The 21,447-nt window shown below is 48.1% G+C and carries 17 protein-coding genes; 16 read left to right on the top strand and 1 reads right to left on the bottom strand.

Going from position 1 to position 21,447, the window contains the following annotated elements; genetic code table 11:
• Positions 1-233 precede the first annotated feature (233 nt).
• The 4 genes from secA to NLX73_RS10440 all read left to right on the top strand — a co-directional run bounded on the left by secA (position 234) and on the right by NLX73_RS10440 (position 5,309).
• Entirely contained in the window at positions 234-2,684 is a 2,451-nt protein-coding gene (gene secA, locus NLX73_RS10450) for a preprotein translocase subunit SecA (RefSeq protein ID WP_134903256.1), read from the top strand.
• A 230-nt stretch (positions 2,685-2,914) separates the two neighbouring features.
• Positions 2,915-3,049: a hypothetical protein gene (locus tag NLX73_RS24950; protein ID WP_258012365.1), complete on the top strand. Its 135-nt coding sequence runs from the start codon at positions 2,915-2,917 to the stop codon at positions 3,047-3,049.
• Positions 3,050-3,198: 149 nt separating this feature from the next.
• A protein-coding gene (gene prfB / locus NLX73_RS10445; RefSeq protein WP_155765234.1) for a peptide chain release factor 2 occupies positions 3,199-4,312 on the top strand; the annotation gives its coding sequence in 2 pieces (ribosomal slippage) (positions 3,199-3,270 and positions 3,272-4,312; 1,113 coding nt in all).
• 97 nt (positions 4,313-4,409) lie between these two features.
• Complete coding sequence (locus NLX73_RS10440; protein ID WP_235308283.1) at positions 4,410-5,309, top strand: YitT family protein; 900 nt, start codon at positions 4,410-4,412, stop codon at positions 5,307-5,309.
• 94 nt (positions 5,310-5,403) lie between these two features.
• On the opposite strand, the gene NLX73_RS10435 is transcribed toward NLX73_RS10440, so the two are convergent.
• On the bottom strand, positions 5,404-6,324 hold the full coding sequence (locus NLX73_RS10435; protein ID WP_254326105.1) for an SMP-30/gluconolactonase/LRE family protein: 921 nt from the start codon (positions 6,322-6,324) through the stop codon (positions 5,404-5,406).
• 416 nt (positions 6,325-6,740) lie between these two features.
• On the opposite strand from NLX73_RS10435, the gene argC reads away from it, so the two are divergent.
• The 12 genes from argC (at position 6,741) to NLX73_RS10375 (ending at position 21,358) form a co-directional block, all read left to right on the top strand.
• Entirely contained in the window at positions 6,741-7,790 is a 1,050-nt protein-coding gene (gene argC / locus NLX73_RS10430; RefSeq protein ID WP_069290524.1) for an N-acetyl-gamma-glutamyl-phosphate reductase, read from the top strand.
• A 103-nt stretch (positions 7,791-7,893) separates the two neighbouring features.
• Positions 7,894-9,120, top strand: coding sequence for a bifunctional glutamate N-acetyltransferase/amino-acid acetyltransferase ArgJ (gene argJ, locus NLX73_RS10425; RefSeq protein WP_069290523.1), 1,227 nt, complete (start codon positions 7,894-7,896; stop codon positions 9,118-9,120).
• A 116-nt stretch (positions 9,121-9,236) separates the two neighbouring features.
• The gene (gene argB, locus NLX73_RS10420) at positions 9,237-10,076 is read left to right on the top strand and encodes an acetylglutamate kinase (RefSeq protein ID WP_254326104.1); all 840 of its coding nucleotides are present in this window, start codon (positions 9,237-9,239) and stop codon (positions 10,074-10,076) included.
• A gap of 53 nt (positions 10,077-10,129) precedes the next feature.
• The gene (locus tag NLX73_RS10415; protein WP_254326103.1) at positions 10,130-11,392 is read left to right on the top strand and encodes an acetylornithine transaminase; all 1,263 of its coding nucleotides are present in this window, start codon (positions 10,130-10,132) and stop codon (positions 11,390-11,392) included.
• 48 nt (positions 11,393-11,440) lie between these two features.
• The gene (gene argF / locus NLX73_RS10410; protein WP_254326102.1) at positions 11,441-12,397 is read left to right on the top strand and encodes an ornithine carbamoyltransferase; all 957 of its coding nucleotides are present in this window, start codon (positions 11,441-11,443) and stop codon (positions 12,395-12,397) included.
• Positions 12,398-12,460: 63 nt separating this feature from the next.
• On the top strand, positions 12,461-13,696 hold the full coding sequence (locus tag NLX73_RS10405; RefSeq protein WP_061829944.1) for an argininosuccinate synthase: 1,236 nt from the start codon (positions 12,461-12,463) through the stop codon (positions 13,694-13,696).
• An 87-nt stretch (positions 13,697-13,783) separates the two neighbouring features.
• A complete protein-coding gene (argH, locus tag NLX73_RS10400) occupies positions 13,784-15,196 on the top strand; it encodes an argininosuccinate lyase (protein WP_254326101.1) in 1,413 nt (470 codons plus the stop codon).
• Between the two features lie 447 nt (positions 15,197-15,643).
• Complete coding sequence (locus tag NLX73_RS10395) at positions 15,644-15,895, top strand: hypothetical protein (protein WP_069292030.1); 252 nt, start codon at positions 15,644-15,646, stop codon at positions 15,893-15,895.
• Positions 15,888-18,347, top strand: a complete 2,460-nt coding sequence (locus NLX73_RS10390) for a cyclic di-GMP-binding domain-containing protein, MshE-related (RefSeq protein ID WP_254326100.1) — start codon at positions 15,888-15,890, stop codon at positions 18,345-18,347. The genes NLX73_RS10395 and NLX73_RS10390 overlap by 8 nt, the downstream gene beginning before the upstream one ends.
• A 23-nt stretch (positions 18,348-18,370) precedes the next feature.
• The gene (locus NLX73_RS10385) at positions 18,371-19,378 is read left to right on the top strand and encodes a glycosyltransferase family 2 protein (protein WP_025721702.1); all 1,008 of its coding nucleotides are present in this window, start codon (positions 18,371-18,373) and stop codon (positions 19,376-19,378) included.
• Positions 19,341-19,760, top strand: coding sequence for a GtrA family protein (locus NLX73_RS10380; RefSeq protein ID WP_025721701.1), 420 nt, complete (start codon positions 19,341-19,343; stop codon positions 19,758-19,760). Before NLX73_RS10385 ends, NLX73_RS10380 begins: the two co-directional genes overlap by 38 nt.
• Positions 19,757-21,358, top strand: coding sequence for an ArnT family glycosyltransferase (locus NLX73_RS10375; RefSeq protein ID WP_254326099.1), 1,602 nt, complete (start codon positions 19,757-19,759; stop codon positions 21,356-21,358). Before NLX73_RS10380 ends, NLX73_RS10375 begins: the two co-directional genes overlap by 4 nt.
• The last annotated feature ends 89 nt before the right edge of the window (positions 21,359-21,447 follow it).

The following is a 21,447-nucleotide window of genomic DNA, read 5'->3' as shown; positions in this document are numbered from 1 at the left end:
AACCAAGTTGTGTATTTCGTGCGTCAATTGTTTTGGTATCTTTAACCGGATGCAAATCTGAGGCTGCTTGTGTTGCGGCATGTCCTACAAACTGTTACAATTTATGCAAAGAACATCGCACGATGGGCTGGTACAGCCGGGCCTGTCAAACATATCGGGAATCAATTTCATCATGGACCCTTTCTAATTGTGAAATTGATTCTATTAATTGTTTTGCGCGAAAGGGGTAAACCATGCTAGGAATTGTTAAGAAAATCTTCGGAGATACCAATGAACGTGACGTCAAGCGTTTAATGAAGACGGTTGAACTGATCAATAAGATAGAGCCGGATTTTGAAAAGCTCTCGGATGAGGAGTTGCAAGCGAAGACGGCGGAATTTAAAGCTCGGGTCGAACAGGGGACTACGGCTGAAGAAATCTTGCCGGAAGCTTTTGCAACTGTTCGTGAAGCGTCCAAGCGGGTGCTGGGCAAACGTCATTATGACGTACAGATGCTCGGCGGTATTGCGCTGCATGAAGGTAAAATTGCCGAGATGAAAACCGGTGAAGGTAAAACACTGGTAGGAACACTGCCGGTTTATTTGAATGCTCTGTTGGGCAAAGGCGTGCACGTGGTTACGGTCAATGACTATTTGGCGCAACGTGACAGCGGAGAAATGGGACAGATTTATAACTTCCTGGGAATGTCCGTAGGGCTGAATTTGGCCAATATGGATCATGCCGCCAAGCAGGAAGCGTATGCTTGTGATATCACGTACGGTACAAACAACGAGTTCGGGTTCGATTATCTGCGCGATAATATGGTGCTTTACAAAGAACAGATGGTTCAACGTCCGTTGTACTTCTGTATCATTGATGAGGTCGATTCCATTCTCGTCGATGAAGCTCGTACACCATTGATTATTTCAGGACAAGCTCAGAAATCGACAGAGCTGTATTTCGCGGCCGACCGTTTTGTAAAGAGCCTGAATGTTGAAGAAGATTACACGCTGGATATTAAGGTGAAGTCGGTTGCTTTGACCGAAAACGGCGTATCCAAGGCCGAGAATTTCTTTGGTCTCGAAAACTTGTACGATCAGGAAAGTGTTACAATCAATCATCACATTGTACAGGCATTGAAGGCTAATGCTATTATGCGTTTGGATGTGGATTATGTCGTAGCTGACGGTGAGGTTCTGATTGTCGATGAGTTTACAGGTCGTCTGATGGCTGGACGCCGTTATAGTGATGGTTTGCATCAAGCCATTGAAGCGAAGGAAAACATCATTGTACAAAATGAAAGCATGACGCTAGCGACGATTACATTCCAAAACTATTTCCGTATGTACCGCAAATTGGCGGGGATGACGGGTACAGCGAAAACAGAAGAAGAAGAATTCAAAAAAATATATGGTCTGGAAGTGCTCCAAATTCCGACGAATCGCCCCAACCAGCGTGTGGATATGCCTGACGTAGTGTACAAGAGCGTGAAAGGCAAATTCCATGCAGTGGTAGATGAAATCCTGGAGCGTAACAAAAAGAACCAGCCGATATTAGTAGGTACGGTTTCTATTGAAAACTCGGAGCTTCTTTCTGAAATGCTGAAACGCAAAGGCGTTCGTCACAAAGTGCTTAACGCCAAGTATCATGCTGAGGAAGCTGAGATTATTTCCCGTGCAGGTGAAGCTGGCGCAGTTACTATCGCTACCAACATGGCTGGACGCGGTACTGACATCGTACTGGGCGAAGGCGTATCAGAACTCGGTGGTTTGCACATCATCGGTACAGAACGTCATGAATCCCGTCGTATTGATAATCAGCTTCGCGGACGTGCAGGACGTCAGGGTGATCCGGGCTCTACGCAATTTTACTTATCACTGGGCGATGAGCTAATGAAGCGTTTTGGTGCGGACAACGTACTGAATATGATGGAGCGGTTGGGTTTCGAGGAAGACCAACCTATCGAGAGCCGTATGATTACACGTGCTATCGAATCAGCTCAAAAACGTGTCGAAGGCAACAACTTTGATCAGCGTAAAGTCGTTCTCCAGTATGATGATGTAATGAACCAGCAGCGTGCTATTATTTACAAGCAACGCCGTGAGGTGCTGGAATCAGAAAACATCAAGGAAATTGTGTTTGACATGATCAAGCCTGTCATTGAGCGTGTGGTGGAAGCTCATTGCGGTGATGACATTCCTGAAAACTGGGAACTTGAAGAAGTAGCAGAGTATGTGAACAACAACCTGCTTGAGGAAAATACACTTACACGTGACGACCTGTGGGGCAAGGAAAAAGAGGAGATCGTGGATATGATCTTCGAAAAAGTTACCAACAGATACCACAGCCGTGAAGAAATGATTGGCGAAGATATGGTACGCGAGTTCGAGAAAGTTATCGTACTGCGTGCAGTCGATAGCAAATGGATGGACCATATTGATGCTATGGATCAATTGCGTCAAGGTATTCACTTGCGTGCTTACGGCGGTACCGATCCGCTGCGCGAATATCAATTTGAAGGCTTCGAAATGTTCCATGCTATGATTGCTAGCATCCAAGAGGAAGTAGCGACATACATCATGAAAGCACAAATTGAATCCAATCAAGAGCGTCAAGCTGTCATCGACGAAGACAAAATCTCGACGAGTGGTGAACCCGCGGCTCCTAAAAAGAAATCCGCTCCTTCGCGTCCGCGTAGAAAATAACGGATGGAAATTAAGGGAGAGATCTTGAGATACACTATTCCCTGCAGTGCATATAATGGCAGGCGGCAGTTCAACCACTGACCGTCGGCCATTTTGTGCCATACAGGGGTGAGACTGATGTGTTCAACTTATAGCTCTCTGTTGGAGGATCAGTTTGAATATTGGTGGATGGTTAATTGCTCTTAAATTTTTTGAAAACAATTATGACAAGCAAGAGGATCTTAGCTTGCTTGTCAGTTAATTCAGCTCTTGACTCGGCTCACATACCTGAGCCGATTATCTATAAGTCGTTTGACTTTACGGCGGTTGGTAGCGAAGCGGAGGATTTGAATCTGGAGAAGCGTCAGCGTTCGCCTTTGCAGTGAGATGCCCACCTTTGAATGTGTTAATCCAATCAAGGGCATCTCGCTGCAACAGCGATCGTAAGATCAAATCATTCGCGCAGCGCCTACCCACCAGCCGTAACTCACAACGCTCCATCCCCCTAACCATATATTAAAAGGAGAATGACATCATGATTGATCCAAGTGTAAAGCATGATTTGCGAGAAATAGGCAAGAAACTAACAAACCTTAGGGGGTCTCTTTGACTTAGATCTCAAACAGGAAATGATTGCAAACTTTGAAGTAAAGATGGCTGCACCTGACTTTTGGGATGATAATGATAAGGCTCAAGGTGTAATTGCAGAAATGAACGCTGTTAAGTCATCAGTAGACAGCTATGAACAGCTTCGTCAGGAATATGAAGACGCTGGCATGATGGCTGAGCTGGCTGATGAGGAAGGCGATGAAACACTGGCTGGAGAGATCGAGAACAGTGTCACTTCTCTGCTGAGCAAGCTTCAGGAGTTTGAATTGCAATTGCTTTTGAATCAGCCGTATGACAAACTTAATGCCATTCTGGAGTTGCATCCGGGAGCAGGCGGAACTGAGTCCCAAGACTGGGGACAAATGTTGCTACGGATGTATACACGCTGGGCTGAAAAACGGGGCTTTAAGGTAGAGACCCTGGATTATCTAGCGGGTGATGAAGCAGGGATTAAGAGTGTAACACTATTGATCAAAGGTTATAATGCCTACGGCTATTTGAAAGCGGAGAAAGGCGTGCATCGGCTGGTTCGTATCTCTCCATTTGATTCCTCCGGCCGTCGGCATACATCGTTCGTATCCTGTGATGTGGTGCCTGAAATTGCGGATGATGTGGACATTGAAATCCGCACGGAAGATCTCAAAATTGATACGTACCGGGCCAGTGGTGCGGGCGGTCAGCATATTAATACGACCGATTCAGCCGTTCGGATTACGCATTTACCTTCCGGTATTGTCGTGACCTGTCAGAATGAACGTTCCCAGATCAAGAACCGAGAGCGTGCCATGACGATGCTCCGTTCCAAGCTCTACGAGCGTAAGATCGAAGAGCAACGTCAGCAATTGGACGAAATCCGCGGAGAACAGTCCGATATTGCATGGGGTAGCCAAATTCGCTCCTACGTGTTCCATCCATACAGCATGGTTAAGGATCACCGTACTAGCGTGGAGACTGGCAACGTAGGAGCTGTCATGGATGGCGATCTCGATCCATTCATCGATGGTTACCTGCGCAGCCAAATTAAGCTGGACGCAGAATAATAGCCTGTACGTTTTCCTACAGTCCGCAGACCATGTGCCTGCGGACTGTAGGAATTTTTGTGTAACGGTATTTTTTAACTAAAGGAGAACACGAATGATGTTTCAATTGAATCCTCCCGCTGCCCGCCGAAGACGACGCAAGCCTCTGATTGCCGCCAGCGGACCCGCACGCAACGTGACCGATATTTTGCTGATTATACTCGGCTCTTTCATTACAGCGCTGACCTTTAACATGTTCTTGCTCCCAAACCGGATTGCATCCGGGGGTGTATCGGGCTTGTCAATCTTGGGCGAGGACCTGTTTGGCCTGGAACCAGCCTATACGCAGTGGGGAATGAATATTCCGTTATTTATAGCAGGGGTACTGCTGTTAGGGAAAAAATACGGTTTGCGTTCTCTGCTGGGAAGTATTATGCTCCCGCTATTCGTTTATGTGACGAAGGACTGGGCAGTACCGACAACAAATCCGTTGCTGGCTTCGCTATATGGTGGAATCGGAGTAGGGCTGGGTTTGGGTACCGTGTTTCGGGGTAGGGGCTCGACGGGTGGACTGGCTATTTTGGCGCAGATTATTCAAAAGTATACGGGTTTTAGTCTTTCTCTCTGTGTCATGTTGATGGATGGCACGGTGATTACACTGGCTGGTTTCGCCCTCTCGCCGGAACGGGCGCTGTATGCGTTGATCGGCTTGTTTGTAACGGGCAAGGTCATTGATGCCGTGGAAATGGGACTGAGCTACTCCAAAGTGGCTTACATCATATCCAATCAGAAAGAAACGATCACGCAGGCTATTTTGCAGGATTTAGACCGGGGATTGACAGAGCTGGCGGGACGGGGCGGTTACACGAACGAAGAACGTCCTGTGCTTATGGTTGTAGTCGGACAAAACGAGGTAACTCGCCTTAAAACGCTCGTCCGTTTGGTAGACCCAGAAGCCTTTGTGATTATTAGTAATACTCGTGAAGTATTGGGTGAAGGGTTTAAGAAGGAAAGCTGAAACCAAGAGGGCCTTCTGGAGGCATGCTCTTAAATGAATCCATGCAGGAGAGCCCACTTATGTAGTGGGCTCCTCTCTCTTCAGAATGGCTTTACTAGATTCTTTTTACTAATCGTTCAAGCCAATTTGCCGTTTGTCCTTGATTGAAATACGAGGTTGGCGTCCCTTTTACGCCTGTTTTCACCATGAATAGACCGCCTGCTAAGGGTTGATCGGCACTATCATCATCTTGAGCAGTCGTAATATATAACTCATCCAGATGTTCACCGCCAAAAGCGCACGAAGTCACACAATTGACGGGGAGTGACACCTCAGCAATCACTTCTCCATGAGCAGGATGGATACGGGAGACACGTTTACCGCCCCATCTCGCGATCCACAACATGCCCTCCGCATCGATTGTCATGCCATCTGGATACCCTTCACTTTCATCCAATCTAGCCACCAGTTGCTTATTCCTAATCGTACCTTGTGCCACATCGTAATCGAAGGAGACGACCTCCAATGTTGGAGTATCAATGTAATACATTGTACGATGATCTGCGCTCCAGGCTAATCCATTAGATATGGAGGCTTTATCAACCAGTAAGGAGACATGGCCTTTTGTGCTCAAACTATACAATGCCCCTTGCGCGTGTTCGTCATTTAGGCTCATTGTTCCTGCTAAAAAACGCCCTGCAGGATCGCATTTTCCATCATTAAAACGATTACCTAGTCTACCTTCCTCAGGATCATGAATCAATACTTTGGCCCCTGTCTCAATATCCAAACAATATAGACCACTAATCAGCGCTACGATTACTTTATTTTTGAGATAAGGTACAACTGCACCAATATGTTCACCAACATCTATTGTACGATCTGTACACGTAGAGGGATCATAGATATGCAATTGAAAACCTTCAATATCGACCCAAAATAAACGTTGAAACCGCTGATCCCAGCTAGGCCCCTCGCCTAACTTTGCTTTTGCATCTATAACGATATTCGCTGTATATGTTTCGATGTGTAGCACTCCTAACGTTTTGGTTTATTTTCGACCCCAATTATCCGCTTCAGCGGCTCCTCTGCGCAGATTCACTAGATGCAGCCCATGTGATTTGCTCTTGTGTGTAGTGCTACGTGTACTCCCTTCATGTTCAACAAGTTCATAAAGTGCAGCAAATGACCAATCGAGATGAATACCAATATGTGAAATAATTTAAAGGGAATATCCCCCTTTTCTTTATGCAAAACGGCAGACTGTATTCAAGAGGCCCTCTGTTTATTTTTTATTTCCTTTATTATAGCCTGTACTGCCTGCCCGTCAAAAGAATAGGTAAGAGCGCATATTTTAAATTTGGAGGAATAACATGACATGAGGTGTTGTATTTATATGAATAGAGTCGTATAATAATACATATTTCATAGGAACGGAATGGAGGAAGGTCTGTGAGCAGCAAGTTAAAAGTGGCAATTGTCGGTTCCACCGGGTATGGCGGGGTGGAGCTGATTCGTTTTTTGGTTCATCATCCGCAAGTAGAGATTGTATCTGTTATTTCTTCATCCAGCGCGGGTGTCCCAATCAGTGACGGGTTTCCACATCTGACGGACATTGTGGTGCAGGATTTGGACGGTGTCGAAGTCCACGAAATTGCTGCCAAGGCCGATCTGGTTTTCACTGCTACGCCATCGGGCGTTAGTACTAAGTTAGTGCCGCAGCTTCTTGATGCCGGACTGAAGGTCATTGACCTTTCCGGGGACTTCAGGCTTCGAAGCGGAGAAACGTATGAAGCATGGTATAAAAAGCCTGCCGCTTCACCCGAGTATCTCAAGCAAGCAGTATACGGACTCAGTGAGGTGTATGCAGAAAAGCTGGCGGGCGTTTCTTTTATTTCTAATCCAGGCTGTTATCCGACCGCAACATTGCTGGGCATTATTCCTGCACTGAAAGCGGATTGGATTGACCATCGGTCGCTGATTGTAGATGCCAAATCCGGGGTATCCGGCTCAGGTAGGGGAACAAGCCTCGTTTCGCATTATGCGGAAATGAACGAGAATTTTAAAGCTTATAAGGTGAATAAGCACCAGCACATCCCTGAGATCGAACAGGTACTGGGTGATATTGCGGGCGAGGACGTTACGATTACGTTTACGACACAACTTGTTCCCATGACCCGAGGAATTATGAGTACAATTTATGTCACGCTGAAGGGTGACCATACAGATCAGGATCTTATCGGGTTATACCGGGATTATTATAAAGGGCATCCTTTTGTCCGTGTACGTGGTGAAGGTATATGGCCAGCAACGAAGGAAGTATTGGGTTCGAATTACTGCGACATCGGTTTTGCAGCAGATGCTCGAACCGGGCGCCTTACGATTATTTCCGTCATTGATAATGTTGTGAAGGGTGCCGCTGGACAGGCGATTCAGAATTTAAATTTGATGATGGGATGGGAGGAGAACCTCGGGCTGGGCTTCATACCGGTATATCCGTAAGTAGCAAGTAACCGCAACATGGATACGGAAACGTCAGCGAGCGGAATTTCGAATACAGGCAGCTGTCATTCATCGAATATGTTGCGAACGAGGGCACATAATTATGGGCAAAGTAGAGTTTACAGTAGTAAACGGAGGCAACATCGTAACTCCGCGTGGCTTTACAGCCGGGGGATTACACTGCGGACTGAAAAATTCGAACCGCAACGATATGGGGGCAATTCGTTGCGAGGTAGAAGCGACAGCTGCTGCGGTGTACACCACCAATGTGTTTCAGGCTGCACCGCTGAAGGTGACCCGCGAGAGCTTGGCAGATGGCCGATTGCAGGCAGTAGTGGTGAACAGCGGGAACGCCAACGCCTGCACGGGACAACAAGGAGAGCAGGATGCCTACGCTATGCGTTCGGCTGCGGCTCATGAACTGGGTGTTGCTGAGAGCAATGTAGCCGTCGCCTCGACGGGCGTGATCGGCGAGCATTTGAAAATGGATTGTGTGCTTGGCGGTATATCCTCCTTACCTGACCGTATGAACGGGGCAAACGATGGAGCAGAGCAATTTACGCAAGCCATTCTGACAACGGATTTAGTTAAAAAGGAAGCGTGTGTGGCGGTTGAAGTGGACGGTGTGACCGTACACATCGCCGGGGCGGCCAAGGGATCTGGCATGATACATCCGAATATGGCAACAATGCTCGCTTTTATGACCTGTGATGCAGCGATCGGACAGACGGCGCTTCATCAACTATTAAAGCAGGCAACGGATACCAGCTTTAATATGATTACGGTGGATGGGGATACGAGCACGAACGATATGCTAATCGCCATGGCGAGCGGACTGGCTGGCAATCGTGAGCTGAACGTTGGGCATCCCGATTGGGACGCTTTTGCCGAGGCGTTCACCTATATCTGCCGAGAGCTGGCGAAGGCAATTGCTCGCGATGGAGAGGGTGCTACGAAGTTGGTAGAGGTGTCTGTAAGCGGAGCGGTAAGCGATGCGTCCGCTCAAGCGATAGCCAAGACGGTGGTTGGGTCCAGTCTGGTCAAGTCAGCCGTCTTCGGAGCAGATGCGAATTGGGGACGGATTATTGCGGCCGTAGGGCGTGCTGGAGAGCCCGTTAATCCAGATACGGTAGATATTCGCTTGGGTGATATTGTTGTGCTAAGCCAATCGAGTCCGGTCGCTTTTGACGAAGAAGAGGCGCTAGCCTATTTGAGGGGAGATACGGTGCAAATTATTGTTGATTTGCATCACGGGAACGGAACTGCTACAGCATGGGGCTGTGACTTAACCTATGATTATGTGCGGATTAACGCTGCTTATCGGACATAGATACCAGAATAATACGGATTGAATAAGGATAGTAGATAATAGAAGCAACGAGCGGATGGAAGTCCAGTATCATTTGAAAATTGCACGGATATGCAGAGAAGAAAAGGAGAGATGATATGCAATCGGCAGTGGAACACGCGGATCAAGCGAATCATGCGGGAGTGGCACGTCGTAATTTTGTGATGAAATGCGGAGGAAGTACGCTGGCTGCGTTACCTGATTCCTTTTTTGAAGATTTGGCGCATTTGCAGTCGGAAGGTCTTCAACCTGTCATTGTACATGGCGGTGGCCCTGCGATTTCCGACAACTTGGCGAAGCTTGGGATCGAAACAGAGTTTATTCATGGATTACGCAAAACGACCGAACCCGTGCTGGATGTCGTGGAAATGGTACTGGCAGGCAGCATTAACAAGCAGATTGTACGTAGAATAGGGATGCATGGGGGCCGAGCGTTGGGGTTGTCAGGCAGTGATGGCTATTTAATCGAATCCAAGCCTGTGTCGAACGCCGCTGAGGTCGGTTGGGTCGGAGAGGTAACGTCCGTTCAAGCCTCGATTATTACAGGTGTACTGGATATGGACTATATGCCTGTTATTGCACCCATCGGGATTGATCGATCTGGTCAGCGTTACAACATTAATGCGGATACAGCGGCGGGTGCGGTAGCCTCTCATCTGGGGGTCAGTCGGATGATCGTCGTTACAGATGTACCAGGCATATTGAAGAAGTATGGCGGAGAAAAGAAAGTGCTGGATTCTATCACTGTACAGGAGATTGAGGATATGATCAGCACAGGTGAAATATATGGTGGTATGATCCCGAAAGTGAGAGCGGCTATTGCCTGTATCCATGGCAAAGTGAAGGAAGTCGTCATTGTGAACGGTAGCGAACCGCAGGTACTAAGCCGTGTGCTGGGCGGAGAATCGATTGGAACACGCATCGTGCGTATGCAGTAATTGCAATATATAGCTCGACCTATATAACCAAACGATAAAGGAGCGTGAACATAATGAGTAAGGAACCGAATACGCTGGTGAGCGAGGAAATGCCAAGTACGGATGGAAGCGGAGTGCAAACGGAAAAGGTGTCGGCAAAAGCGCAGACAGAAAGCTCCCTTTTTCCAACCTACGCAAGATACCCGCTTACACTGGTGAAAGGACAAGGAAGCTGGCTGTGGGACGATCAGGGCAAGCGTTATCTGGATTTCATGTCAGGCATTGCCGTTACCAATCTCGGCCATGCGCCTCAAGCAGTAGCTGAACGATTGAAAAAACAAATCGATGAATTGTGGCATGTGTCCAATCTGTTTCATATTCCGGGGCAAGAACGGGCTGCTGCCTTGCTGACAGCCAATAGCAGCGCAGATGCCGTGTTTTTCTGCAACAGCGGGGCCGAAGCGAACGAAGCTGCAATTAAGCTGGCGCGTCGTTACCACCAGAAGGTAAAGCAGACCGGTCGCTACGAAATCATTACGTTCACGCAATCCTTTCACGGACGGACGCTGGCAACCTTGACCGCTACGGGTCAGGAGAAAGTAAAAGAGGGTTTTTTACCGCTTCCTGCCGGGTTCAAAAGCGTTCCGCTTCACGATCAGACAGCGCTCAAAGCAGCCATCAGTGAGCATACGGCGGCAATTATGCTGGAAATGGTGCAGGCCGAAGGTGGTATGTATCCGGTAGACCCTGCTTTCGTAGATGTGATTACAAAGCTGTGCCGCGAGCATGGTTTGCTACTGATCATTGACGAGGTACAAACAGGTATGGGACGGACGGGCAAACTGTTTTCCTTTGAGCATTATGGTATAGAGCCGGATATCTTTACATTGGCGAAAGGACTGGGCAGTGGTTTCTCTGTGGGTGCGATGCTAGGCAAGGGACACTTGCGTGAAGCGTTCACAGCGGGCAGTCATGGTTCTACCTTTGGAGGTACGCCACTTGCTATGGCAGCGGTTCAAGCTACTATTGAAACGATTATTGATGACAAGCTACCAGAACGTGCAGCTGAGATGGGAGATTACCTTTTCCATAGTCTGCAAAAGCAGCTTGGAGATAGTCCTTTTGTAAAGGATATCCGTGGAAAAGGTCTGATGGTTGGTATTGAGTGTGCGGAACCGGTAGCGGAGCTTGTTTTGGCAGGACAGAAGAAGGGCATTCTGTTCATTACGGCAGGACCAAACGTGATTCGTCTGTTGCCTAACTTGTATGTAACGAAAGACGAAATAGATCAGGCTGTAACCTTGATTGCTGAATTGTTTCGGGAGCATTTGGCTTAGTGTAAAGGCCAAATTATCATAGACTAGAGTGTAAAAGGAGACGATAGCATGAGCCAGAGCGGCGCACTGCAGCAGATGAATTTGAAAGGACGGGACTTCCTGGAGCTGGACGATTACTCTCCAGAGGAAATCCAGTATTTAATTGATCTCGCCATTGAAATTAAGCGTAAGCACAAAAACGGGGAAACTTATCAGCCGTTAAAAGGGAAAACGCTCGGACTGATTTTCGAAAAATCCTCTACACGTACACGGGTATCTTTCGAAGTCGGTATGTATCAATTGGGCGGGCATGCCCTTTTCCTCAGCAAAAATGACATTCAACTGGGACGCGGCGAACCGATTAGCGACATGGCTCAAGTCATGTCACGTTATCTGGATGGCATTATGATTCGTACCTTTGGGCACGATAATGTGGTAGAGTTGGCACGTTATGCGTCCGTTCCTGTGATCAATGGATTGAGTGATTTGGCGCATCCATGCCAAGTACTAGCCGATTATCAAACCTTGTATGAGCAAAAGGGTAAGCTAAAAGGGCTCAAATTGGCTTACATCGGAGACGGTAACAATATGGCGCATTCCCTCTTGATTGGTGGAGCGAAGCTCGGAGTGCATGTGTCCATTGCAAGTCCAGCTGGTTACGAGCCCGACCCGAATGTGGTCGCAGCTTCCCGTGAAATTGCCAAACAGACAGGGAGTGAGATCGTTATAACCCAGAGTCCGCAGAAAGCAGTACAAGATGCGGATGCGATCTACACAGATGTGTGGGCGAGCATGGGGTTTGAGGAAGAGCAGAAGGAGCGGGAGCTTGCTTTTGCCGACTTCCAGGTGAATGAGGAACTGGTCAAGCTGGCGAAGCCGGATTATTTATTCCTGCATTGTCTCCCTGCGCATCGTGGGGAAGAAGTGAGCGCAGGCGTAATCGATGGTCCGAATTCGGTCATCTTTGATGAAGCGGAGAATCGTCTGCATGCGCAAAAAGCGTTGCTAGTTGCTTTAATGGCATAAGGTTGATAGGTATTGATAGGTAAAGAAGATAAAGGCTAGAAGCATTCGGGGAGGACTTCAACAATGGCAAAAGAAAAAATCGTACTCGCATATTCCGGCGGTCTGGATACGTCGGTCATTCTGAAATGGCTCAAAGAAACTTATGATGCTGAAATCATCGCATTCACCGCAGATATTGGTCAAAAGGAAGAACTGGACGGTTTGGAGGAAAAAGCACTCGCTACAGGGGCTTCCAAAGTGTACATTGATGATCTGCGTGATGAATTCGCCAAGGATTTTATCTATCCGATGTTTCAGGCAGGTGCTTTATATGAAGGACAATATTTGCTCGGAACGAGTATTGCACGTCCATTGATCGCTAAGCGGATGGTCGATATTGCGATTGCCGAGGGAGCAACAGCCATTGCTCACGGGGCAACAGGCAAAGGTAACGATCAGGTACGCTTCGAGCTGAACGCGGCGGCGTTGACGCCGGATATCAAGGTGATCGCACCTTGGCGGCTGGAAGAGTTCCGCAATCAGTTCCCGGGCCGTGCAGAAATGATTGCCTATGCGGAAAAACACGACATTCCGGTAACTGCTTCTGCAGCCAAACCATACTCCATGGACCGTAATCTGCTGCATATCAGCTATGAAAGCGGCGTGCTGGAGGACCCTTGGTTTGATCCAAGTGCTCCTGAAAATAAAGGAATGTTCTTGCTCAGCAACGCGCCTGAGGACGCTCCTGATGAAGCAGAATATTTGGAGTTGGAATTTGAAGCAGGTAACTGCGTCGCTTTGAACGGAGAACAGCTAAGTCCATTGCAAGTGATGGAAAAACTGAATGAGCTCGGTGGCAAGCATGGTATCGGACGTGTGGATATGGTAGAGAACCGTTTTGTCGGCATGAAAAGTCGGGGAGTCTATGAGACGCCGGGCGGTACGATCCTGTTCACAGCTCACCGCAAAATGGAATCCATCACGATGGATCGCGAGGTTATGAATCTGCGTGATAGTCTGATTACCCGTTATGCTACCTTGGTTTATAATGGTTTCTGGTTCGCACCGGAACGTGTCGCTTTGCAGGCCCTGGTTCATGAGAGTCAGAAAAATGTCAGTGGTACCGTGCGCGTGAAGCTGTACAAAGGCAACGTTATCGGCGCAGGCGTTAAAAGTCCGGTTAGCTTGTACAACCCGGACATTGCAACCATGGAAGCCGATCCGACACAAGCCTACGATCAAGGCGATGCAACAGGCTTTATCCGCTTGAATGCTCTGCGTTTAAAGGTCAACGCGGGCGTAACACAAAATCATAAATAATGATGTAACCTAAAAAAATGTACGGGATGCGGGCCGTTCTTGTCCAAACGACGAGGGCGGCTTGTATTGCAGAGAGGGGATCATGCAATGAGTAAGCTATGGGGCGGACGGTTTACGAAGCAAACGAATAAGCTGGTAGAGGAATATACGGCTTCTATCGGGTTTGATCAGGCATTGGCGGAAGAAGATATTCAAGGCAGTTTGGCTCATGTGGCCATGCTGGGGAAATGCGGAATTATTCCGCAGGAGGATGCAGACACGATCAAGGAAGGACTGCACACGGTCCTGGAGCATATCCGCCGTGGGGAAATTGAATTTTCCGTTTCGGATGAGGATATTCACATGAATATCGAAAAAAATTTAATCGAGGCCATTGGTCCGGTCGGAGGTAAGCTGCACACGGGGCGCAGCCGTAACGATCAGGTAGCAACAGATATGCACTTGTATTTGCGCGGACGTGTGGTATCGCTGGTGGGTATGCTGCATGACGTACAAGCTGCATTAATCGGCCAGGCAAAGGATAATCTGGACACGATTGTACCTGGATACACACACTTGCAGCGTGCGCAGCCTATTTTATTTGCACATCATCTGCTGGCGTATGTGTCTATGCTGGAACGTGATATTGACCGACTCAAAGACAGCTATAAGCGGATTAACGTGTTGCCGCTCGGTGCTGGCGCTTTGGCCGGGACCACTTTTCCGATCGACCGTCACTTTGTAGCCGAGCAACTGGGATTTGATGGTGTATATGAAAATAGCCTCGATGCCGTCAGCGACCGGGATTTTATCGTAGAGTTCCTGGCTGGCGCCTCGCTGATTATGACGCATTTGTCTCGTCTGAGCGAAGAATTGGTGCTATGGAGTAGCACGGAGTTTGGTTTTGTCGAGCTGGATGATGCTTTTTGCACAGGCAGCAGTATTATGCCGCAGAAGAAAAACCCGGACGTACCGGAGCTGGTACGTGGTAAAACCGGACGTGTCTATGGAAACCTCGTGGGCTTGTTGACTGTATTGAAATCCTTGCCGCTGGCATACAACAAGGATATGCAGGAGGACAAGGAAGGGATGTTCGATACCGTTGCCACGCTGGAAGGAGCCTTGCAACTGTTCGCACCGATGATCGCCACGATGAAGGTGAACAAGGATCGTATGCGTCAAGCGGTCAATCAGGATTTTTCCAACGCAACGGATATTGCGGACTTCTTGGTCGGCAAAGGGCTTCCGTTCCGTCAGGCGCATGAGGTCATTGGCAAAACCGTACTGTATTGCATCCAGCATGGAAAATACTTGCTTGATCTGACACTGGACGAATTCCAGCAGTTTTCGGATCTGTTTGACGAGCGTATCTATGAGGTACTTCAACCGGAAGCGGTAGTGAATGCACGGAATGTATATGGTGGAACCGCTACCGGGCAGGTACAGGCAGCTATTGGGCGCAGTGAACAGCTCCTGGCGAATACATCAACATGGTTTGCAGGGCACAAGCCGAAAAATTAATCAGTAAAGAAAGATATTATTCTCTTGCATAGCAGCGGGATGCTGTGTAAAATCAAATTTTAAGGAATTAGCAATCTAGGTTTCAAAGGCACCGTTCGCGGTGTCTTTTGTGTTTTTTGGGGCATTAATTCATAGTTCCAAATACCTATTAATACACTGGTGTGAAAGTTTCTAGAATTTACATTTTTGTATACTACACCTATGATGATTATGGTAGAATAGCACTAAGTTTTTCATCGAATTACCAATTCAATAGGACAAGAACTATATTCAATAAATAAATGTCAAGTTACTAGGGGCTCTTTTGATCAGGCGAATTTCATAAATGTGTAAATGAAGGGCTTGAATGAGAACATAGGTATGTCCTGGTTTTGGGAGAACGGTAAGTAAAAGCTCTAAAGTAGCGACGTAGCTGAAGGCAGAGTCGGGATGATCCAGGGAGGTATTATGAGAACTAAAAGGACGGCGCGTCAGTTAAAGAGCGCTTGGATCGGTTATCGCGCTTCTGAAGCCGATCAACTGATATCTTCATTGCATGAGGAACGGGTGCAAGCGGAGGAGTTACTGCGTGAGGAGCGGGAACTTTTCCACGCGGCGCTGGAACGGAAAAAGCAGCGGGATGCGGAGTTAAAGCAGCTGCTTGCGGATGCGCTTGCGGAAGAGCGGCGCTGGATTGAAAGGGCGGGAATTCATGGGTGACAAGCTTAGGTGGCAGGTTGGAGGAGTTTCAATTCGCCAAACCAAGAGAAGAATAAAAGAAGAGCGTCAGCGAATCGAACAACTGCAACAACAGCTAGAGGCTCAGCGGTTAGAGCAGGCCCCGGTGCTGTACAAGCTTGATTTTCATATCGAAGAGTTGGAACGGCGACTTCAGGATACAGAACTTCGTATCCAGGCGATACAGAACGCCAATGATACAGCAGCAGCTGTGGAACAATTGCTGGATGAAGGGTTACAGGATGGACAGGTGCAGGAGGCTCAAGTCCAATATGCATCTGGGCAGGAACAGGTAGCGGTAGGAACCGCTATGGGCGCTGCTTCCAGTATCTCTGGTACGGAAGGCGAAGAGGCCGCAAGAGGAACGCAGAGCGGACGAAACGGCAAGGCCCGTCTGGGGGATCAATTGGTGGAGAACGGGATGATTACCCGCGATCAGCTGACAGATGCCATCCGCAACCAGAAGCGCTACGGTGGCAGGCTGGGCGATATTCTTGTAGAGATGGGCTTCATTACGGCTGAGCAGCTCCAAGAACAGGTTGGCGGCGACGAGTCCAAGGAGCGCCTAGGCGATATGCTGGTTCGTTCCGGCTATATATTACCGGAACAACTGGAGCGCGCACTGGAGTTCCAGGCGAAGAGCGGCGGGCTACTGGGAGACATCTTGCTGTCATTGCAAATGCTGGAACCTGCGGATCTGTACCGCGCGATTGCTACACAGAACCGAATCGGGCGTATTGGTGAGGAACTCGCGCTGGATGCGGCGTATAAACTACCCGAGCAAGTGGCGATGGCATATGGCGTGGTCGTCATCCATCAATATATGAACCGTTATATTGTGGCGGTCAGCGATCCGCTGCCAGAAGAGCGACGCTTGAAGCTGGAGGAAATTTTGGGTATGCCGGTAGAGCAGGTGCTTGCTACGAAGGAAGAGATGGAGCAGCTCTGGGGTAAAATCTACGGTGAAGAAATGATGCAGGAGAGCACGACCGGGCTATTGGAAAAAGAACCACACAATTCAGCACGGACGACCTTTACAAAGGGACAGCTCTGGGTGTTCGCGGCCATGGGTATGATTACACTGCTCGGTCTCCTCTGGAACAGTTGGAAAACGGTGTTGATCATCAATATGATGATTCAGCTGTTTTATTTTGCCATGACGCTATTTAAATTTGGCATCATTTATCTCGGTTCCCGACGTGGGGCGCAGCTTCGTTTCACGAAGGAAGAGGTTGACGCCATGGATGAAAAGAAACTGCCGATCTATACCATTCTTGTACCTATGTATAAGGAAGCGGGCGTGCTTCCGATGTTATTGCGGAATTTGGAGCAACTGGATTATCCAAAGTCCAAGCTGGATGTGCGGCTGCTGATTGAAGAGGACGACATAGAGACGATTGAGCTACTTCGGGAAATGAAGCTGCCGGCCTATTACACGACACTGGTCGTTCCAGACGGTTTGCCGAAAACCAAGCCGAAGGCATGTAATTACGGACTTATTCGGGCACGTGGCGAGTTTGTCGTGATTTACGATGCTGAGGATCGTCCCGACGCTGATCAGCTTAAAAAGGTCATTGCAGCGTTCGATTCACTCCCTGAGCATTATGCGTGTATTCAAGCGAAGCTTAACTACTTTAATAGTACACAAAATCTGCTGACCCGCTGGTTCACTCAAGAATACAGTATGTGGTTCGAGCTACTGCTGCCGGGTATTATGCAGTTAGATACCCCAATTCCTTTAGGCGGCACATCCAATCATTTTCGGGTATCTGTATTAAAAGATATTAATGCGTGGGACCCCTACAATGTAACCGAGGATGCCGATCTGGGCATACGTCTGTATAAAGGCGGCTACAAAACTGCTATTGTCGATTCCCGCACATGGGAGGAAGCTAACAGCCGCGTGGGCAACTGGATTCGTCAGCGGTCACGCTGGATCAAGGGGTATATGCAGACATGGCTGGTTCATATGCGAAATCCGGTTAAGCTGGTGCGCGAAGTGGGCTGGAAAGGCTTTTTCGGCTTTCAGGTGATGATTCTGGCAACTCCGATGTTGCCGTTGCTGAATCCGATTTTTTGGGGGTTGCTTATTTTATGGTTTGGCTGGGAGTTGTCCTTTATTCCCAAGCTATTCCCGGGTTATGTGTATTACCTGGCCAGCGCGGAGTTTTATATCGGTAACTTTCTGTTCGTATTCAGTAATGTGGCCGGAATGTATTGGGTCATCGGGGAACTGGAAGAGCGCGGTGAACGAACATTTTCATACGCGATGGTCAAATACGGGCTACTCTCGCCGTTATATTGGGTACTTATGAGTATAGCTGCGGTGAAAGCCGCTTGGCAGCTCATTACCAAGCCGTTCTATTGGGAGAAGACCACGCATGGTCTGACCGATATGCACGACTTGGATGATACCCCGGCACAGTCCTCCTGAATATGAAGAAAGAAGGAGCAAGAATGGAGACAAAAACACCTTTTTTATCCGTCGTCATTCCCATGTACAATGAAAGCTCACATCTCGAGCGGTCGCTTAAGGTGATTGATGGGGTATTGTCTGTTGTCACCTCACGCTATGAGCTCATCATAGTAGATGATGGTTCCAAAGACGATACGTGGCTCAAGCTGTCCGAATTGTCCCGTCGTATGCCCTCTTTGCTCGCGCTCCGGCTGAGTCGGAATTTCGGTAAGGAGCTGGCGTTGTGCGCAGGTCTGGAAAATGCCTCTGGCGATGCGATTATTGTCATGGACGGTGATTTGCAGCATCCTCCTGAAATGATTGGAGAAATGGTACGCTTATGGCAAAATGAAGGTTATGATTTGGTCGAATGTGTGAAAGAATTTCGGGGAGAAGAGTCGGTGGGCAAAAAGCTCGGTGCTTCATTGTTCTACGCGACCCTGAACCGCTTGACGGGCTTTAATCTCAAGGATGCCTCCGATTATAAGCTACTGGATCGACGAGTGGTGGATGCCTGGATGGCGATGCCAGAGCGGATGCCGTTTTTCCGCGGGATGACAGCCTGGCTAGGTTTCCGCAAAACCCAGATTTCATTCCGGGTGGCTCCACGCGAAGAGGGGCCAAGCCGCTGGAGTCCGTTAGGGCTGATTCGACTGGCAGCAGAAGCGATCGTTTCGTTTTCAACAGTACCGTTGCGGGTAGTAAGTCTGATGGGCCTCATTTTTATGCTGATTTCAGTCGTATTAGGGATTCAGACCTTAATGCGCAAATTAACGGGTGACGCTGTGACCGGTTTTACCACTGTAATTTTGCTGCTCTTGATTATTGGCAGTGTACTCATGCTGTCGATTGGAGTGGTAGGAGAATATATTGCCGCCATATATCACGAAGTCAAAGCTAGGCCTCGCTATCTGATAGCAGATAAACGGGCGAATGCTGACCGATTGTGGGTGGACAGGGAGTTTAATCAACATGATCAGACGTTCATATCTAAAGTATCCAATCATTAAATACGGTATTGTGGGGTTGCTGGGTACAGGTATCCATGTTGGTGTGCTTGTGCTGCTGGTGGAGTTGTTTACGGTACCAGCAGTAACGGCTACTACAATCGGATTCGTGGTTACATTGCTCGTTTCGTATGTGCTGAACCGAAACTGGACGTTCGAGCCTACCGGCGAGGGAAGCCGCACCCAGTTTCTTAAATATTTATTGGTCTGTACCTGTGGCTTGCTCTTAAATGCCGCTCTGATGTACGTGACCATTCACTGGATCGGTTGGTCGTATCTGATCGGTGAAGTACTAACTACCATCATCGTGCCTGTTCATAATTATTTCTGGAACCGCTACTGGATCTTCTCCGTTCCGCAACAGCGTCAGAAAGAGGTTTCATGATTTTAAGAAAACACGGAAAATTTCTATCATTGTTTGCTTGTATTACTGCCCTTGAACTGGCCGTGGGTGTGTATTTTGCATGGTATCTTGGTTATATGCATACCGATGCGCTCAGTCGAGTGGCTAACGCATTTTATGTGCTATACAGTCGTGACCCACACTTGGGTGCTATCGGGTTTGTATGGAATCCCCTGCCCAGTTTGATGGAACTGATTGTGCTGTTGTTTTATCCTTTATTGCCAGTACTCGCTTCCCACGGGCTGGCGGCAGTAATTGTGAGCAGCCTGTTTGCAGGGGCGAGCGCGGCATTATTGTATGCGACGGGCAAACAGTTGGGGCTTCACGGTGCAACCAGCTTGCTGATTGCGCTATTATTTTCACTGAATCCATTTATGTTTCTGTTTGGCTTCAACGGCTTAAGTGACTCGCCATATATCTTTTTCATCTTGTTGACAGTGAGTCGATTTTGTATGTGGTTGAAGGATCGCAAGGCGGCGAATTTGATCGTATCCGGTTTTGCGCTTGCACTGGCTTTTTGGGTACGCTATGAAGCGGTTCCGCTTGGCGTTGCGATGGCTTTGGGTGTATTGCTGACGATCTTTTTTCTGCATAGGTGGCGTACAAACAAAGAGATGGTTAGAACGGAATTGTCTTTAAAAGAGCGCCTGTACAAGGTGGAAGCGACATGGCTTCTATTGTTGTTGCCACTTGTTTTTTCCGGTCTGCTGTGGCTCTTTTTTAACTGGATTATCATGGGCGATCCGCTTTACTTTTTACGCTCGCAATATTCCAATTCCACACAATCAGCGGCTTTGTTAGAGGATCAACGCTTTGTGGCCATGTTTGCCCACCCTGTGCTGATGCTAAAGTTTATCGGGCAACGAACCTTATGGTATGCTGCTCCGTTGATTGCCATTTTGCTCATACGATTGTTGGACAAACGTCTGTTGAGTTGGAGCACGCTTACGCTATTAGCAATCTTTTTATCGGTGCCTGGACTTCAGCTTTTGCTGATGCTCAAGCAGTCTTCTTTTGGGTGGTTCCGATATTTTATGTATGTGTTCCCGATTACGGTGGCTTGGTTGCCGTATGAGCTAAGTTTATTGAAGGGAAAAATGAGGGGGATCGGAATCTCTCTGGTAACAGCAGGAATGTTGGTAACAGCATGCTTGTTATCCTACGCACTGACGAACCCCGCGATTGCAGCAGATGAACACAGCTATTTGACGCATAGTGGTAATGAAAGCTACGAACGTCAAATTATTGAGCGGAAAATAGCGCCGTGGCTGGATGAGCATTATGGTACATCTCTCATTTTGACAGATTCTTATGCCGCCTATCCGATCATTTTGAGCAGCAAAATTCCGAAGAAGTTTATGATTACGAGTGATTTTGATTTTGGAGAATCTTTGATGGATCTGCCTGCTTCCAAGGTGGATTATGTCTTGGTCACGCGCTTGGTGGATGGGGTACCGCTGGATCAGGTAAACCGGAGCTATCCTGATTTATTCGAAAAGGGAGCGTCGTGGGCCTCACTGGTACATGACTTTGACGGGCAGTGGCGACTGTACAAAATAAAGCATGAAGAATCGAAATAATTATTATATTTTAGTGCATCGTAGCGGAGGGAAGAATACAGCTGTAGGGTGTGAGTGGGCTACAGCTGTATCACCGCAAGAAGTTTGAG

Origin of the sequence: Paenibacillus sp. CH40 (genome assembly GCF_024213605.1) — a bacterium.
GTDB lineage: Bacteria > Bacillota > Bacilli > Paenibacillales > Paenibacillaceae > Paenibacillus > Paenibacillus polymyxa_B.
Note: the sequence above shows the minus strand (reverse complement) of the source record. Positions and strands in the feature narration are given on the sequence as shown.

Excerpts from the sequence above, each read along its gene's own strand:
- NLX73_RS10395 (WP_069292030.1), top strand. The coding sequence starts at position 15,644 with ATGAGAACTAAAAGGACGGCGCGTCAGTTAAAGAGCGCTTGGATCGGT.
- NLX73_RS10405 (WP_061829944.1), top strand. The coding sequence starts at position 12,461 with ATGGCAAAAGAAAAAATCGTACTCGCATATTCCGGCGGTCTGGATACG.
- NLX73_RS10440 (WP_235308283.1), top strand. The coding sequence starts at position 4,410 with ATGTTTCAATTGAATCCTCCCGCTGCCCGCCGAAGACGACGCAAGCCT.
- NLX73_RS10385 (WP_025721702.1), top strand. The coding sequence starts at position 18,371 with ATGGAGACAAAAACACCTTTTTTATCCGTCGTCATTCCCATGTACAAT.
- NLX73_RS10380 (WP_025721701.1), top strand. The coding sequence starts at position 19,341 with ATGATCAGACGTTCATATCTAAAGTATCCAATCATTAAATACGGTATT.
- secA (WP_134903256.1), top strand. The coding sequence starts at position 234 with ATGCTAGGAATTGTTAAGAAAATCTTCGGAGATACCAATGAACGTGAC.
- argJ (WP_069290523.1), top strand. The coding sequence starts at position 7,894 with ATGGGCAAAGTAGAGTTTACAGTAGTAAACGGAGGCAACATCGTAACT.
- argH (WP_254326101.1), top strand. The coding sequence starts at position 13,784 with ATGAGTAAGCTATGGGGCGGACGGTTTACGAAGCAAACGAATAAGCTG.
- argB (WP_254326104.1), top strand. The coding sequence starts at position 9,237 with ATGCAATCGGCAGTGGAACACGCGGATCAAGCGAATCATGCGGGAGTG.
- NLX73_RS10390 (WP_254326100.1), top strand. The coding sequence starts at position 15,888 with ATGGGTGACAAGCTTAGGTGGCAGGTTGGAGGAGTTTCAATTCGCCAA.
- NLX73_RS10415 (WP_254326103.1), top strand. The coding sequence starts at position 10,130 with ATGAGTAAGGAACCGAATACGCTGGTGAGCGAGGAAATGCCAAGTACG.
- argF (WP_254326102.1), top strand. The coding sequence starts at position 11,441 with ATGAGCCAGAGCGGCGCACTGCAGCAGATGAATTTGAAAGGACGGGAC.
- NLX73_RS10375 (WP_254326099.1), top strand. The coding sequence starts at position 19,757 with ATGATTTTAAGAAAACACGGAAAATTTCTATCATTGTTTGCTTGTATT.